Annotated in this window: 16 protein-coding genes; 12 read left to right on the forward strand and 4 right to left on the reverse strand. The window is 71.8% G+C overall.

The window, feature by feature from the left end:
* Positions 1 to 234: 234 nt before the first annotated feature.
* From ACIA6A_RS23305 to ACIA6A_RS23315, 3 genes are all read left to right on the forward strand, one after another.
* The gene (locus ACIA6A_RS23305; protein WP_396099915.1) at positions 235 to 822 is read left to right on the forward strand and encodes a TMEM165/GDT1 family protein; all 588 of its coding nucleotides are present in this window, start codon (positions 235 to 237) and stop codon (positions 820 to 822) included.
* A 13-nt stretch (positions 823 to 835) separates the two neighbouring features.
* Positions 836 to 1,786, forward strand: a complete 951-nt coding sequence (locus tag ACIA6A_RS23310; protein WP_396099916.1) for a cyclase family protein — start codon at positions 836 to 838, stop codon at positions 1,784 to 1,786.
* Between the two features lie 93 nt (positions 1,787 to 1,879).
* On the forward strand, positions 1,880 to 2,605 hold the full coding sequence (locus tag ACIA6A_RS23315; protein WP_396099917.1) for a tetratricopeptide repeat protein: 726 nt from the start codon (positions 1,880 to 1,882) through the stop codon (positions 2,603 to 2,605).
* On the opposite strand, the gene ACIA6A_RS23320 is transcribed toward ACIA6A_RS23315, so the two are convergent.
* Positions 2,568 to 3,587 (reverse strand): YbhN family protein, encoded by a 1,020-nt coding sequence (locus ACIA6A_RS23320; RefSeq protein WP_396099918.1) that lies wholly within the window; start codon positions 3,585 to 3,587, stop codon positions 2,568 to 2,570. The two genes, ACIA6A_RS23315 and ACIA6A_RS23320, sit on opposite strands and share 38 nt — an antisense overlap.
* A 103-nt stretch (positions 3,588 to 3,690) precedes the next feature.
* On the opposite strand from ACIA6A_RS23320, the gene ACIA6A_RS23325 reads away from it, so the two are divergent.
* The 7 genes from ACIA6A_RS23325 (at position 3,691) to ACIA6A_RS23355 (ending at position 10,013) form a co-directional block, all read left to right on the forward strand.
* Complete coding sequence (locus tag ACIA6A_RS23325; protein WP_396099919.1) at positions 3,691 to 4,758, forward strand: PTS transporter subunit EIIC; 1,068 nt, start codon at positions 3,691 to 3,693, stop codon at positions 4,756 to 4,758.
* 1 nt (position 4,759) lies between these two features.
* Positions 4,760 to 5,080: a PTS lactose transporter subunit IIB gene (locus ACIA6A_RS23330; protein ID WP_396099920.1), complete on the forward strand. Its 321-nt coding sequence runs from the start codon at positions 4,760 to 4,762 to the stop codon at positions 5,078 to 5,080.
* 2 nt (positions 5,081 to 5,082) lie between these two features.
* Complete coding sequence (locus tag ACIA6A_RS23335) at positions 5,083 to 5,823, forward strand: magnesium transporter MgtE N-terminal domain-containing protein (RefSeq protein ID WP_396099921.1); 741 nt, start codon at positions 5,083 to 5,085, stop codon at positions 5,821 to 5,823.
* On the forward strand, positions 5,820 to 6,269 hold the full coding sequence (locus ACIA6A_RS23340) for a PTS sugar transporter subunit IIA (RefSeq protein ID WP_396099922.1): 450 nt from the start codon (positions 5,820 to 5,822) through the stop codon (positions 6,267 to 6,269). Before ACIA6A_RS23335 ends, ACIA6A_RS23340 begins: the two co-directional genes overlap by 4 nt.
* The gene (locus tag ACIA6A_RS23345; protein ID WP_396099923.1) at positions 6,266 to 6,538 is read left to right on the forward strand and encodes an HPr family phosphocarrier protein; all 273 of its coding nucleotides are present in this window, start codon (positions 6,266 to 6,268) and stop codon (positions 6,536 to 6,538) included. Before ACIA6A_RS23340 ends, ACIA6A_RS23345 begins: the two co-directional genes overlap by 4 nt.
* Positions 6,531 to 8,156: a putative PEP-binding protein gene (locus tag ACIA6A_RS23350; RefSeq protein ID WP_396099924.1), complete on the forward strand. Its 1,626-nt coding sequence runs from the start codon at positions 6,531 to 6,533 to the stop codon at positions 8,154 to 8,156. Before ACIA6A_RS23345 ends, ACIA6A_RS23350 begins: the two co-directional genes overlap by 8 nt.
* Before the next feature lie 240 nt (positions 8,157 to 8,396).
* Positions 8,397 to 10,013 (forward strand): IS1182 family transposase, encoded by a 1,617-nt coding sequence (locus tag ACIA6A_RS23355; RefSeq protein ID WP_396099926.1) that lies wholly within the window; start codon positions 8,397 to 8,399, stop codon positions 10,011 to 10,013.
* Between the two features lie 184 nt (positions 10,014 to 10,197).
* Here the strand turns inward: ACIA6A_RS23355 and ACIA6A_RS23360 are convergent, their stop codons facing one another.
* Genes ACIA6A_RS23360 through ACIA6A_RS23370 form a run of 3 tightly spaced genes read right to left on the reverse strand, consistent with a single transcriptional unit; the run spans position 10,198 to position 12,028 of the window.
* Positions 10,198 to 10,404 carry a 4-oxalocrotonate tautomerase family protein gene (locus ACIA6A_RS23360; protein WP_396099928.1) on the reverse strand — a complete coding sequence of 69 codons (207 nt, stop codon included), beginning with the start codon at positions 10,402 to 10,404 and terminating at the stop codon, positions 10,198 to 10,200.
* Positions 10,405 to 10,427: 23 nt separating this feature from the next.
* Positions 10,428 to 11,294 (reverse strand): SDR family oxidoreductase, encoded by an 867-nt coding sequence (locus tag ACIA6A_RS23365; protein WP_396099930.1) that lies wholly within the window; start codon positions 11,292 to 11,294, stop codon positions 10,428 to 10,430.
* On the reverse strand, positions 11,294 to 12,028 hold the full coding sequence (locus ACIA6A_RS23370; RefSeq protein ID WP_396099931.1) for an SDR family oxidoreductase: 735 nt from the start codon (positions 12,026 to 12,028) through the stop codon (positions 11,294 to 11,296). Before ACIA6A_RS23370 ends, ACIA6A_RS23365 begins: the two co-directional genes overlap by 1 nt.
* A 101-nt stretch (positions 12,029 to 12,129) precedes the next feature.
* On the opposite strand from ACIA6A_RS23370, the gene ACIA6A_RS23375 reads away from it, so the two are divergent.
* Positions 12,130 to 12,822, forward strand: a complete 693-nt coding sequence (locus tag ACIA6A_RS23375; protein ID WP_396099932.1) for a TetR/AcrR family transcriptional regulator — start codon at positions 12,130 to 12,132, stop codon at positions 12,820 to 12,822.
* A gap of 36 nt (positions 12,823 to 12,858) precedes the next feature.
* Entirely contained in the window at positions 12,859 to 14,172 is a 1,314-nt protein-coding gene (locus ACIA6A_RS23380) for a hemolysin family protein (protein ID WP_396099933.1), read from the forward strand.
* Positions 14,173 to 14,177 lie beyond the last annotated feature (5 nt).

A 14,177-nucleotide genomic window follows, 5' to 3' on the forward strand; every position in this document is an offset into this window, starting at 1 on the left:
CGTTTCACAGTAGCCATGATCTCCGGCGATACCTGTATGGTGGCGAACGCGAAGGGGAGTAGCTCCCAATGGCGTGGTCGACATACTGATCTCCGAGGCACTGCCTCTCAGGTCCGGCCATCCAGCCTCGGTCTCCGGGGCGAGCGAGACCTTCGACTTGGCCAGCAGCACGCGGCCGGGTCGAGGTCGCCCCGCGCCCGAACCCCGGTCCTCGACATCGGGAGTTTGCATTCCATGGACGGTTTCCTCGCCGCGACGGCGATCAGCTTCGCCGTGATCTTCGTGGCCGAGCTGGGCGACAAGTCGCAGCTCATGGCGCTCACGTTCGCCACTCGTTTCAAGACCGTGCCGGTGCTCATCGGCATCACCGTGGCCACCGCGGTCGTCCACCTGGTCTCGGTCGGCATCGGGTACGGCCTCGGCGCCACGCTGCCGACCGGCTGGATCTCCCTGGTGGCGGCCATCGCGTTCCTGGCGTTCGGCGCCTGGACGCTGCGCGGCGACAAGCTCACCGACGACGAGAAGCAGAAGGCCGAACGCACCACCGGCTCGGCGATCCTCGCGGTCGGCGGCGCGTTCTTCCTCGCCGAGCTCGGTGACAAGACCATGCTCGCCACCATCACCCTGGCCACCCAGCACGGCTGGTTCGGCACCTGGCTCGGCTCCACGCTCGGCATGGTGGCGGCGGACGCCCTCGCCATCGTGGTCGGCCGGATGCTCGGGCGCCACCTGCCGGAGAAGGCGATCAAGTACGGCGCCGCGGCGCTGTTCGCTATCTTCGGCGTCTGGCTCCTCGTGGAAGCCATCCGAGAGCTCACCTGACCTGGGAGAAACCGTGCCGCTGCAGTACCGAGCCGAATTCGACGCCGTGGTGACCTTCAGCAACGGCGGCGGTCTGCGGACGCACGGATTCCGGGTGGACGTCGCGCACGCCGACGCGACCGAGGCGGAGATCTCCGCGCTCTTCGTGTCGGCGTGCCGCCTGCTGATGGTGAGCACCGTCGAGCTGTCGAACGTACGGGTCTTCGCGGAACCCCACCTCGGCACCCCGGGCGGCCCGTCCGAGCCCCCGGCCCGGCGCCGCTGGGCGGAGCTGAGCCACGTGATCAGCGAAGGCCTGGTCACGTACCCGGGGCTGCCGGCGCCCGCGTTCACCCCGCACCTCACCCGCGAGGCCTCCCGCGGCGTGTACGCCGAGGGCACCGAGTTCGCGATGGACCTGATCACGATGATCGGCAACACGGGCACGTACCTGGACAGCCCGTTCCACCGCTATGCCGACGGCACCGACCTCGCGGGGCTCCCGCTGGAACGCCTCGCCGACCTGCCCGCGGTCGTGGTCCGTTCCGCCGGCCGCGGCGTCACCGCCGAGGCACTGGAGCACCTCGAGGTGGCGGGCCGGGCCGTCCTGCTGAACACCGGCGGCGACCGGCACTGGGGCACCCCGCAGTACGCGGTCGACGCCCCGTTCCTGACCGGCGAGGGCGCCCAGCTGCTCGCCGACCGGGGCGCGGCCCTGGTCGGCATCGACTCGATCAACATCGACGACACCTCCCCGGCGGCCGCCGGTACCCGTCCCGCACACACGGTGCTGCTGGCCGCGGGCATCCCGATCGTCGAGCACCTGACCGGTCTCGGCGATCTCCCGCCGACCGGGGCCCGGTTCACCGCCGCACCGCCCCGGGTCGCCGCGTTCGGCACGTTCCCGGTCCGGGCGTACGCGTCTCTGCCGGTCGAGGAGCCGCACGACCACCACCGGTCCGCAGGCTGGTTGCCCACCAGCTGAAGGAGGGCATTCGGGGGAAACGGCTCAGGAAACCCGGGAATCTGCCGATGATGGTCAAGTGACCTTCATCTTTCGCCGGGCCGGGACGTGCTGATGACCGATGTCGAGGCCGGGGTGAAGGACGTCGCGCCGCAGCGGGCCGGTGGGGCCGGGCTGAGTACGCCGACGGAGATCGGGGTGGCCCGGGCCGCCGCGCTGTTCGAGCGGGTCGACCCGGCCGCGGCCGCGCGGCATCTGGAGCCGATCCTGGCCGCCGATCCGGAGTCCGCCGCCGGGTGGATCCTGATGGCCCGCATCCGGCTGGCGACCGACGAGGTCGACAAGGCGCTGGACGCGGCCGGCCGGGCGGTGCCGCTGGTGCCGGGCGACCCGCGGCCGCTGGCCATCGCCAGCCGGGCGTTGACGCTGCTCGGGCGGCATGAAGAGGCCGTCACCATGGCGTACCGGGCGGTCATCGTGGAGCCCCGGAACCCGCTGTGGCACGACCGGGTCGCGTGGGCGCTGCTCGCCGCCGACCGGCAGTACGCCGACGCCGAGCAGGCCGCCCGGACCGCCGTGGGGCTGGAACCCGACGAGGCGCACTACTACTTCACGCACGGGGTGACCCTGGACGCGCTCGGGCACTCCGACCAGGCCCGGCAGGCGTTCCTGATCTCGCTCAAGATGGAGCCGGAGAACCCGGTCGCGCAGCACCGGCTGGCCGTGCTCAACGGCGACGCGGTCAAGGAGCCGGAGAAGAAGAAGCGCGGCTGGCGGTTGTTCGGCAAGCGCGGGGACGCCGCTAACGGGCCAGCGCGCCCCGAGGAGTATCTGCCCTAGAGCGCATGACCAGCCAGACCAGCCAGCCCAGGCCGATCACGAAGCCGAGGCTGATCAGGCGGTACAGCACCACGGCCGCGACCGCGGTGCTGCTGGACAGCCCGCCGGCGACCAGGCCGAGGATGAGGGCGCCGTCCACCACGCCGAGACCGCCCGGCACGATCGGCACGCTGGCCGCCGCCATGCCCGCGCAGTAGGCGATGACGAGGTGCTGCGGGCGCAGGCCCTCGGCGTCCAGCGCGATGCAGCACATCCAGAGGCAGAGCGCGTCGAACAGCCAGTTCGCGACGGCGAGCAGGACGGCGTACGCGAAATCGGCCGGCTTGATCCGCACGGAGCGTAACTGGTCCAGGAGGCTGACCAACCGGGCGTGACCGGTGTCGATCGGCCGGCGCCGCAGCCGGTTGATGCCGTGCAGCAGGCTGCGGGCCGGCGCGATGAGCAGCTGGGGTTGCCGGGCGAGCAGGCGCACGCCGACCGCCACGAGCAGTGCGCCCCCGAGGTAGAGCAGCAGAGTTCGCAGGCTGTTGGTGTTGCGGGTGAGCAGGCCGAAGACCGCGCCGATGACGACCAGGGCGCCGGCGGACAGGACGCCGCTGAGCGCGAGGCACCACGACGCGACCGCCGACGAGGCCCCGAAACGGCGCAGATGCTGGAAGCTAAACGCGGTGGAGAACAGTGGGCCACCCGGCAAAGTCACGCTCAGTGAGTGGGCCGCGTAGGCCAGCGCCACGTGCCGGCGGATCTGGACCTTGGTCCCCGCGCCGCGCAGCAGCGCCCGCTGCATGCGGGCGTAACAGCCCATCGACGCGATCTCCGCGACCACCGCGCCGGTCACCCAGTTCCAGTGCGGGGTGCGTAGCTGGCCGATCGCGTCGAGCAGCGGGCGCCAGCCGAGGAAGAGCTCGATCGCGAGCACGGTGAGCACCGCCGTGGCCACCACCGGGCCGCGGCGCCACCAAGGCGGGACAGGGACGGCCACTACCTCGATCGTCGCAAGAAGAGCGGCCGGGCGCCGTGAAGATTGACAGTAGGTGATCTCGTCGGTACAACAGTCCCCACCACCAGCTGTGAGGAGCCGTGCCGTGTCCGAGCTGTACGCGCCTCCCACCCGGGACACCGGATTGAAAGCGCAGGTCCAGCGCTTCGGCGGCTATCTGTCGGGCATGGTGATGCCCAACATCGCCGCGTTCATCGCGTGGGGCCTCATCACCGCGCTGTTCTTCGAGAACGGCTGGCTGCCCAACGAGCGCTTCGCCGCGCTGATCGACCCCATGTCGCACGTGCTGCTGCCGGTCCTGATCGGCTACACCGGCGGGCGGATGGTGCACGGCCAGCGCGGGGCCGTGGTCGGTGCGGTGGCGACGATGGGCCTGGTGGTCGGCGCGGAGTCGCCGATGTTCTTCGGCGCGATGCTCGTCGGCCCGCTCGCGGGTTACGCGCTCAAGCTGGTCGACGGCCTCACCACCGACCGGATCCGGTCCGGTTTCGAGATGCTGGTCGAGAACTTCAGCGCCGGCATCGTCGGCGGGCTCATGGCGCTGGCCGGCGCGCTGGTGGTCGGCCCGGTCATGCGGGTCTTCACCGACGCGGCCGGCGACGGGGTGCGGTTCCTGATCGAGCACCACCTGCTGCCGTTCGCGGCGGTGCTGATCGAGCCGGCCAAGGTGCTGTTCCTCAACAACGCCGTCAACCACGGGGTGCTGGGCCCGCTCGGGATCGCCGACTCCTCGGACCACGGCCGGTCGGTGCTGTTCATGCTCGAGACCAATCCCGGTCCGGGCCTCGGGATCCTGCTCGCCTACCTGCTGTTCGGGCCGCGATCGCTGCGGCCGAGCGTGCCCGCCGCCATGGCGATCCAGTTCCTCGGCGGGATCCACGAGATCTATTTCCCGTACGTCCTGATGAAGCCGAGCATGGTGCTGGCCGCGATCTCCGGCGGGGCGGCGGGCATCGTGACGTTCATGGCCACCGGTGCCGGCCTGGTGGCCACCCCGTCGCCGGGCAGCATCTTCGCCTACCTCGCCGAGACCCCGCGGGGTGGCTATTTCGGGGTGCTCGCCGGGGTCGCCGTCGCCGCGGCGGTCTCGTTCGTGATCGGGTCGCTGCTGCTGGGCTTCGGCCGGCTGACCCGCGGCGAGGAGGAACTCTGACATGACCAGCATCCAGGGCGGCAGCATCCGCAAGGTCGTGGTGGCCTGCGACGCGGGGATGGGCAGCAGCGTGATGCTGGCCGGTCAGCTGCGGCGCGAGCTGCGCAACCTCCCGGTGCTCGTGGAGCATCACCCGGTCGCGTCGATCCCGGACGACGCCGACGTCGTGCTCTGCCAGCTGGGCCTCGCCGAACGCGCCCGGGCGGGCGCACCCGGCTCGGTCGTGGTCGGCTTCCGCCTCTTCCTCGGCGACCCCGCGGTGGCCCGGGTCGTCGCCGCCGTCAAGCAGGGCGGCGTCGTCTTCGGTACGCCGGGGAGCTGACCGTGCTCGGCTCCCTGCCGACGGACCACGTCGTGACCATGCTCCGGGCCTCGCCACCGCAGCGTGCCGCCGGCGTGCTCGTCGCCATGCCGAAGGACCGGATCGACCGGCTGCTCGCGGCCATGGACGGGCGGCTGATCGCCCGGATGATCATCGCGACCGATCCGGGCCGCCGGCTCGCGCTGCTGGGCCATCTCGACGACGGCCGGCTGGCCGCGGAGCTGGCGCTGCTGCCCACCGTCGAGGCCGCGGCGGTGCTGGCGGTGCTGCCCGACGAACGGGCCCGGCCGCAACTCGCCCGTGGTGGCCCGGAGAACCTCGCGATCCTGCTCGACGCGATGCCGAAAGCCCAGCGCGGCCGGTTGATCGCGCTGCTCGACCCGCTTCGGCAGATCGAGCTGCGCCGGGTCGGGTACGAGAAATCCGTGATCGACGCGCTCCGCGGCACCGCCGCCAGCCTGCAGTGGGTCCCCGGTGACCATGGGAGCAACCTGCTCGCGGGCGCTTTCCACCGGCTCTGCGGCATCGCCCTGCGATATGTACACAGTGGACCGTTGTCCACCGTCGCGGTGGCCGACGCCTATCGTGTGTTCGCCGGGCTGCAGGTGCACGGCGTGCTCATCGTGACCAACGCCGAACCCCTCGAGCTGCCCGCCGGGGACCCTCCGGCGCTGGTGGTCAGCTGGATGGACGGGGACAATGACGGGGTGCTGGGACGTGCGCTGGTGAGGCTGGCCGGATGACGACGAACATCGGGGGCGTGCTCGACATACGCGCCGTACGCATGCGGGAGGTGGCCGCCGACCGGGCCGCCGCCATCCACCGCTGTGCCGACGTGCTGGAGGAGATCGGTGCGGTCCACCCCTCGTACCGCGAGGCCATGCTGGACCGGGAATGGGCCATGTCCACCTATGTCGGGGAGGGCGTCGCGATCCCGCACGGTCTCGACAAGTCCCGCGACCTGGTCCGCCGTGACTCGCTGGCGGTGCTGCGCTTCCCGGACGGCGTCGACTGGGAGGGCGACCGGGTGACCGTCTGCGTCGCGATCGCGGCCCGGGGCGACGGGCACGTGGAGCTGCTCTCCCAGCTCGCCCGGATCCTGCTCGACCCAGGGCGGGCCGAGGCACTGCGGGCCGCCACCGACCCGGCCGCGGTGCTGGCCATGCTCGAGGAAAGCGACAACTCGTGATCCGGACCGTACTGCTCGCCGGGCGGGCCGGTCTGCACATGCGCGCCGCCGCCCGGATCGCCGGGGCTGCCGCCGAACTGCCCACCCGGATCACCGTCCGCACGCTGGACCGGCCGCCGGTCCCCGCCGACAGCATGCTCGCGCTGCTCGGGCTCGGCGCGCTCTGCGGCACCGAGATCATCCTCGAGGCGTACGGCGACGGGGCGGCCGAGTCGCTCGCCAGCCTCGCCGACCTGTTCGCGACCGACCTGGACGTCGCCGGTGCCTGAGGTGCTCCGCGGTCTGGGCGCCAGCTCCGGGACAGCCACCGGCCCGGCGTACCGGCTGGGGGATCCGCCCCGGTTGCCCGCTCCCCGGCCGGTGACCGACCCGGACCGTGAGGTGGACCGGGCGTACGCCGCCATGGACGCGGTCCGCGACGACATCGCGCGCCGGGCGGCCGCCGCCGACGATCCCACCACCGCGGAGATCCTGGCGGCCCAGGCGGGCATGGCCGGGGACCGGACGCTGCGCGCCGGGGTGGCCGAGGCGGTGCGGGCCGGGCACGAGGCCCCGCATGCGGTCGCCGCGGTCCTCGCCGGGCACCGGGCGGTGCTGATCGCGGCCGGGGGTCTGCTCGCCGCCCGGGCCGCCGACCTCGACGACCTGCGGGACCGGGTGGTCGCGTACGCGCTCGGGCTGCCGATGCCCGCGCTGCCCGCGCCTGGTCATCCGTACGTGCTGGTCGCGGTGGATCTGGCGCCGGCCGACGTGGCGCTGCTGGACCCGCGGCAGGTGCTGGCCGTGGTCACGTCGGCGGGCAGTTTCGTCAGCCACACGGCGATCCTCGCCCGGGCCCGCGGCCTGCCCACGGTCGTGGCGTGCGGGGAAGCGCTCACCATCGGCGACGGCACCGTGGTCACGGTGGACGGCGGGGCCGGGCGGGTCATGGTCGGCAGCGCGGCCACGGCGCCGGAACAACGCGCCGCCGCGGCCCGGGAAGAGTCGGGTGACCTGCGGGGACGCACCGCCGACGGCCACCCCGTGGCCCTGCTCGCCAACATCGGTGGCGCCGCCGAGCTGGCCGGCGCGCACGCCGAGGGGGTCGGCCTCTTCCGCACCGAGCTGCTGTTCCAGCACCATGTCGACCCGCCCACCGGCGAGGAGCAGGCCGCCGCGTACGCGCAGGTGTTCGCGGCGATGCCGGGCCGCCGGGTGGTGGTCCGCACCCTCGACGCGGGCTCGGACAAACCGCTGCCGTTCCTGCCCACCGGCGACGAGCCGAACCCGGCGCTGGGCCTGCGCGGGCTGCGGCTCGCCCGCGGCCGGGCCGAGATCCTGCGGACCCAGATCACGGCGATCGCGGCGGCGGCCCGGGACTGCACGGCCCGGGTCGAGGTGATGGCCCCCATGGTCACGACCGTGGCCGAGGCGGCCCAGTTCGGCGCGCTCTGCCGGGAGGCCGGCCTGGCCACCGTCGGCGTGATGGTCGAGGTGCCGGCCGCGGCGGTCCGGGCGGCCGCGATCCTCGACGTCGTGGACTTCCTCAGCGTCGGCACCAACGACCTGAGCCAGTACGCGTTCGCCGCCGACCGCCGCAGCGGCGAACTCGCCGACCTGCTCGACCCGTGGCAACCGGCGCTGCTGTCGCTGGTCGAACTGTGCGCCACGGCGGGCACGGCGGTGGGCCGGCCGGTCGGTGTCTGCGGCGAGGCGGCGGCCGATCCCGCGTTCGCGGTGGTGCTCGCCGGCCTGGGCGTGACCAGCCTCTCGATGACCCCGGCGGCGATCCCGGCGGTGCGCGCGGCACTGGCCGCGCACACCCTGCGGGAATGCCGGGAAGCGGCGCAGAAGGCCCTCGCCGCGGCCGACCCGGCGGCGGCGAGGGCAGCGGTCACCCGCGTCTAGGGTCTGTTTTGGAAGTGGGGCCGAGGCGAGGCGCGGTCCAGGTGTCGTCTGGGTGTGCACCGGAATTGGGCGGATACCGGTGTTGTATCCGAGCGATTTCGGCGTGCGGCCAGACGGCGGCTGGGCCTCGCCGCAGCCCGTCTCCACTTCCAAAACAGACCCTAGGTGACTGGTGTTAAACGATGACTGCCACCAGCATGGCGGTCATCGTTTTCTATCTATATCAGGTAGTTTGCTGGGATGACGTTGGGTAAAGCGTCGCAGCAGCTGGACCTGTTGGATCCGGTCAGCCGGTTCTGCGCAGAGTCGCTGCCGGCGAACTCGATCTACGCGTTCCTGCATGAGCATCGTGACCGCCTGTTCCCGGACAGCATGTTCACCGACTTGTTCGCCCGGGTCGGGCGCCGGTCGGTGCCACCGTCGGTGGTCGCGGCGGTGATGGTGCTGCAGCGCCTGGAGGGGCTCTCCGACCGTGAGGCCGTGGACCGGTTCGCGTTCGACGTCCGGTGGCGATACGCCGCAGGAGTCGGTGGCTGGGACGGTGCTGCGCGGGCCGGGTTCGCTCACACGGTGCTGGTCGATATGCGGGAACGGTTACGCCGGTCCGGCCGCCCGGACCGGATCTTCGAGGTTGCTCTTGCGGCGGCCGGGCAGGCTGGGCTGGTGGGCCGGCGCCGGGTTCTGGATTCGACACCGTTGTATGACGCGGTCGCCACGATGGACACCATTACGTTGATCCGTTCGGCGGTCCGGGGGCTGCTCACGGCGGCCGGCCGGGTTCTGGCCGGCGAGTTGCGGGCGGTGTTGTCCAGCGGTGATGACTACACCGCCACCGGCAAACCGGTCGTGGACTGGGACGACAAGAGCGCCCGGGAGGCGTTGATCGATTCGCGGGCCCGCGACGGTTACGCCCTGCTCGCAGCCCTGGACGGGCGCGAGGATCTACCTGAACCCGTGACGCAGGCGATGACGTTGCTGGCCACCGTGCTGGGTCAGGACCTGGAAACCGGCGACGACGGGCTGCTGCGGATCGCCCGGAAAGTCGCCAAAGACCGGGTGATCTCGACGGTCGACCCGCAGGCCCGGCACGGGCATAAGACCAGCCACCGCGGGTTCGACGGTTATAAAGGCCACCTCGCCCTCGATCCGGACAGTGAGATCATCACCGCCACCAGGGTGACCGCCGGGAACACCGGCGACGCTCAGCCGGCCGCCGACCTGATCACCGACCTCACCGACCCGCCCGCTGCCGAGAGCACACCGGCGGGCGAGGTGGCAGGGGACGCCGCTGTTTACGGTGACGCCGCCTATGGCGCCGGTGACGTCCTGCAACGGCTGCATGAGGCCGGGATCGACATCAAAACCAAGGTCCAGCCGCCGAACTCACCGGCCGGCGGATTCACCAAGGACCGGTTCGTCATCGACCTCGGCGCCGGCACGGTGACCTGCCCGGACCAGGTCACTATCGGGATCCGGCGGGTCAACGAACACCCCCGTCATGCCGGGCAAGCCGACTTCGGTGCGGCCTGCACCGACTGCCCCCTGCGAGCGCAGTGCACCACGTCCAAGACCGGCCGGCACATCACCATCAGCCATTGGGAAACGCATCTCACCACAGCCCGGACCCGCCAGCAGGACCCGGCCTGGAAAGCCGACTACCGGGCCACCCGCCCCAAAGTCGAACGCAAGATCGCCCATCTGATGCGCCGCCGGCACGGCGGACGCCGCGCCCGCATGCGCGGTTTGCCCCGCGTCGCCGCGGACTTCACCCTGCTGGCCGCCGCCACCAACCTCGCCCGGCTCGCCACCGTTGGACTCACCCACAACCAAGACCAAGGCGGCTGGGCAATCGCCTGACCGCGAGCGAGCTCCCACAGGACCCACTACCGGACACCGGTGAGCCTCTGGCAAGACCTACAACCCCTACCCACCAACACATCCCACGGACACCGCCGAACACATCCGCAACACACCAACCGCCCCGACCCACAACAGGGGTCGATCGGCTACGCCGATCAAACCCCTGTTTAACACCAGCCACCTAGTTCGTACCCAGCATCTCGGCGGTCAGCACGGTGCCGCCGAGGCCCCAGCCGCCGTCCGTGACCTCCTCGACGAGGACCAGGGTCGTGGCGCGGGCCCGCTCGCCGTACACGCCGGCGTAGGCATCGGTGACGGCGTCGATCAGCTTCTTCTTGGACTCGGTGGTCAGGGTGCCGGCGGGAACCTTGAGGTTGGCGAAGGGCATGGTCTTTCCTCTCGAAGTGCGGATCAGAGCGCGGAATGGGCGGACAGCAGGTCGGCGAGGCCGACGCGGTGGTAGAACTCGTGCCGGATGCGGTCGGCGACCACCGAGACGACCTCGCTGCCGTCCCGGCTGGGGTCGACGTGGGTGCGGAACGGGCGGTCACCGGCCGGCAGGCCGATGACGCGCACGATCTCGTCGGCGACGCTCTGCGCCTCGCTGCCGGGCGGGATCAGAGCGGCGAGGCGGTCGCCGAGCCCGGCCCGCAGGTCGCCGTACAACCCGTCGTAGGCCCGCTCGCGGTCCTGGTCCGCGGGCGTGCCGGCGTGGGCGAAGTGGTTGGTGCCCGACGTGAACGCGCCGGGCACGACGATCGAGGTGCCGATGCCGAAGCGGATCAGCTCACCGGCATAACTCTCCGCGAGGGCGTCCATGGCGGCCTTGGCGGCGAAATAGGGCGCCAGGAACGGCGGGTGGCCGCCCCGGGTGGACGAGCTGCCGACCCAGACCAGCAGGCCGGAGCCCTGGGCCCGCAGGTGCGGCAGGGCGGCGCGGTTGACCCGCTGGGTGCCGAGCACGTTGACGTCGTAGACCGCGGCCAGCTCCTCGGGGCTGAACGCCTCGGCCGGGCCGAGCACCATGTGGCCGGCGTTGTGCACGACGACGTCGAGGTGGCCGTGCCGGCCGAGGACGGTGGCGATCGCGGCGTCGACGGACTCCTGGGACTGCACGTCGAGCTCGACCGCCATGCCTTCGAGGTCCGCCGCGGCGGTGGCGTTGCGGCCGGCGATGTCGCGCATCCCGGCGGCGACCCGGTGGCCCGCAGCGTTCAGGGCGACGGCGGTGAGCCGGCCGAAGCCGCTGGACGCGCCGGTGACGAGGACGGTGGCCATCAGACGATCCCGCCGTTCGCGCGGACGACCTGGCCGTTGACCCAGCGGCCGCCGGGGCCGGCGAGGAACGCGACGACCTCGGCGATGTCGCCGGGGGCGCCGAGGCGTTCGAGCGGGGGCTGCTTGGCGAGGTGGTCGATGGTGGCCTGGTCCTTGCCGTCGAGGAAGAGGTCGGTGGCGGTCGGGCCGGGGGCGACGGTGTTCGCGGTGATGTCCCGTCCACGCAGTTCGCGGGCGAGGATCAGGGTCATCGCCTCGACCGCGCCCTTGCTGGCCGCGTAGCCGCCGTAGCCGGGGAACTGCAGGCCGACGATCGAGGTGGAGACGCCGATGAACGCGCCCCCGGTGCGCAGCCGGCGGGCGGCCTCGCGGGCCACCACGAACGTGCCGCGGATGTTGGTGCGGTGCATCCGGTCGAGGTCGTCGAGGTCGAGGTCGGCGATGGGGGAGAGCGCCATCACGCCGGCCGAGTTGACCACGACGTCCACGCCGCCGAACGTCTCGGTGGCGGTGTCGAACATGGCGGCGACCTGGTGCTCGTCCGCGACGTCGGCCCGCGCCGCGACCGCCCGGCCGCCGGCGGTGGTGATCTCGCCGACGACCTGGGCGGCCGCCTCGGCCCCACCGGCGTAACCGACGACGACCGCGGTGCCCTGGGCCGCCAGTTTCGTGGCGATCGCGCGACCGATGCCGCGGGAACCACCGGTGACGACCGCTACCCGTTGCTCGCTCATGCCGTGCTCCTTAGCGTTGATATCAATGAACCGTAGCGCTGATATGACGAACGTAGCACGGGAGTCGTACCGTCGCTAGGGTTTTGGCGTAGCATTGATTCATGACCACGATCACGCCCGACGTGCGGGCCGCGATGATCGCCGCCGCCGAGCGGCAACTGGTGGCGTCGCCCGGCAACGAGATCGCCACCCGGGCGGTGTGCGAGGCGGTCGGGGTCACCCAGCCGGTGCTCTACCGGCTGTTCGGGGACAAGGACGGCCTGCTGGACGCGCTCGCCGACGACGGCCTGCGCCGGTACGCCGAGCAGAAGGCCGCGCTCGCGCAGACCGGTGATCCGGTGGCCGACCTGCGTACCGGATGGGACGACCACATGGTGTTCGCTCGCGACAACCCGGCGCTCTATCAGCTGATGTTCGCGCCACGCCCGCGGTCGCACGCGCAGACCCGGCAGCGGATCATGGAACTGCTGGAGGCGTCCCTGCTGCGCTGCTCGGCCATCGGCGCGCTGCGGATCGCGCCCCACCTCGCCGCCCAGCTGATCCTGCCGGCGAACATCGGCCTCGCGCTCAGCCTCGTGGCCCAACCCGAGCTGTTCGACGACCCCGGCCTGTCGCACCGCATGCGGGACGCGGTGTTCGCCGCCGTGCTGGCCTCGCCCGCGGTCGTGGAAAAGGAAGCCTCGGTGGCGGCGGCCGCGACGAGGTTGCGTTCCCAGCTCGCCGTCTCGGGCACCGACGTGCTCGAACCCGCCGAGACCGCCCTGCTGGACCGCTGGCTCGACCGCCTTTCCTGACGTGTCCGCGATCGTGCGGATGGGTACAGGCCGGGGATGAGTGGTTATAGCGGGCAGATCGCACTCGTCGTGGTGCTGGTTCTGCTCAACGCGGTCTTCGCCGGCAGTGAGATGGCGCTGGTCTCGCTGCGCGAGAGCCAGTTGCAGAGGCTCGAACGCGAGACCCGGACCGGGGCCACGCTGGCCCGGCTCGCCCGCGACCCCAACCGGTTCCTGGCCACCATCCAGATCGGCATCACGCTCGCCGGGTTCCTCGCCTCGGCGGCGGCGGCCGTCTCGCTGGCCCAGCCGCTGATCGGCCCGCTCGGCTTCCTCGGCAGCCTCGCCGACCCGGTCGCGATCGTCCTGGTCACCCTGGTGCTGGCGTTCTTCACCCTGGTGGTCGGCGAGCTGGCGCCCAAACGGATCGCCATGCAGCGTGCGGAGCAGTGGGCGCTTGCCGTGGCCCGGCCGCTCGACATCCTGGCCACCGTCACCCGGCCCGCGGTCTGGTTGCTCGGTAAGGCCTCCGACGTGGTGGTGCGGCTCTCCGGCGCCGACCCGTCCGCGGCCCGGGACGAGGTGAGCAGCGAGGAGATCCGCGAGATCGTCGCCGGGCAGGAGGACTTCTCCGCCGAGCAGCGCACCATCATCAGCGGCGCCTTCGAGATCGCCGACCGGACCCTGCGGGAGATCTTCGTGCCCCGCCGTGACGTCTTCACGCTGCCGGCGGTGCTGCGGGCCGAGGACGCGCTCAAGCAACTGGTCGAGGCCGGGCGCTCGCGGGCCCCGGTGGTCGGCCCGCTCGGGCTCGACGACGTGCACGGCGTGGTGCATCTGCGCGATCTGGTCGGGGTGCGGGGGCCGGTCATCGCGTACGTGTTCGAGCCGCTCTTCCTGCCCGGCACCATCAAGATCGTCGACGCCATGAAGGAGATGCGCCTGCAGCGTCAGCAGCTGGCCCTCGTGGTGGACGAACACGGTACGGCCGGTGGGCTCGTCACCATGGAGGACCTCGTCGAGGAGGTGATCGGCGAGATCTACGACGAGACCGACGCCGACGTGCTCGGTGTGATCCGGGAACCGGACGGCGCGATGCTGCTGCCGGGCACGTTCCCGATCCACGATCTGCCGGACCTCGGTGTCGCCGCCGACGCGCTCGGCAGCGGATACACCACAGTGGCCGGACTCATGCTGTCGCTGCTCGGGCACATCCCCGACGCCCCGGGCGAGACGGTCACGCTGGACGGGCATTCCGCCGAGGTCACCGAGGTCACCGGGCGCGCGATCACCGGGGTGCGGCTACGCCCACTCTCAGCAACATCCCAGCCTGACTTGTTAGCTTCTGCCCGACCTGACAGTCCTGTGTAGGGGGA

Source organism: Actinoplanes sp. NPDC051494 (assembly GCF_044454705.1).
Lineage (GTDB): Bacteria > Actinomycetota > Actinomycetes > Mycobacteriales > Micromonosporaceae > Actinoplanes.

What these genes read in the sequence shown, in the direction of transcription:
- ACIA6A_RS23305 (WP_396099915.1), top strand. Translation starts at nt 235, where the DNA reads ATGGACGGTTTCCTCGCCGCGACGGCGATCAGCTTCGCCGTGATCTTC.
- ACIA6A_RS23315 (WP_396099917.1), top strand. Translation starts at nt 1,880, where the DNA reads ATGACCGATGTCGAGGCCGGGGTGAAGGACGTCGCGCCGCAGCGGGCC.
- ACIA6A_RS23330 (WP_396099920.1), top strand. Translation starts at nt 4,760, where the DNA reads ATGACCAGCATCCAGGGCGGCAGCATCCGCAAGGTCGTGGTGGCCTGC.
- ACIA6A_RS23340 (WP_396099922.1), top strand. Translation starts at nt 5,820, where the DNA reads ATGACGACGAACATCGGGGGCGTGCTCGACATACGCGCCGTACGCATG.
- ACIA6A_RS23355 (WP_396099926.1), top strand. Translation starts at nt 8,397, where the DNA reads ATGACGTTGGGTAAAGCGTCGCAGCAGCTGGACCTGTTGGATCCGGTC.
- ACIA6A_RS23360 (WP_396099928.1), bottom strand. Translation starts at nt 10,404, where the DNA reads ATGCCCTTCGCCAACCTCAAGGTTCCCGCCGGCACCCTGACCACCGAG.
- ACIA6A_RS23365 (WP_396099930.1), bottom strand. Translation starts at nt 11,294, where the DNA reads ATGGCCACCGTCCTCGTCACCGGCGCGTCCAGCGGCTTCGGCCGGCTC.
- ACIA6A_RS23370 (WP_396099931.1), bottom strand. Translation starts at nt 12,028, where the DNA reads ATGAGCGAGCAACGGGTAGCGGTCGTCACCGGTGGTTCCCGCGGCATC.
- ACIA6A_RS23375 (WP_396099932.1), top strand. Translation starts at nt 12,130, where the DNA reads ATGACCACGATCACGCCCGACGTGCGGGCCGCGATGATCGCCGCCGCC.
- ACIA6A_RS23380 (WP_396099933.1), top strand. Translation starts at nt 12,859, where the DNA reads ATGAGTGGTTATAGCGGGCAGATCGCACTCGTCGTGGTGCTGGTTCTG.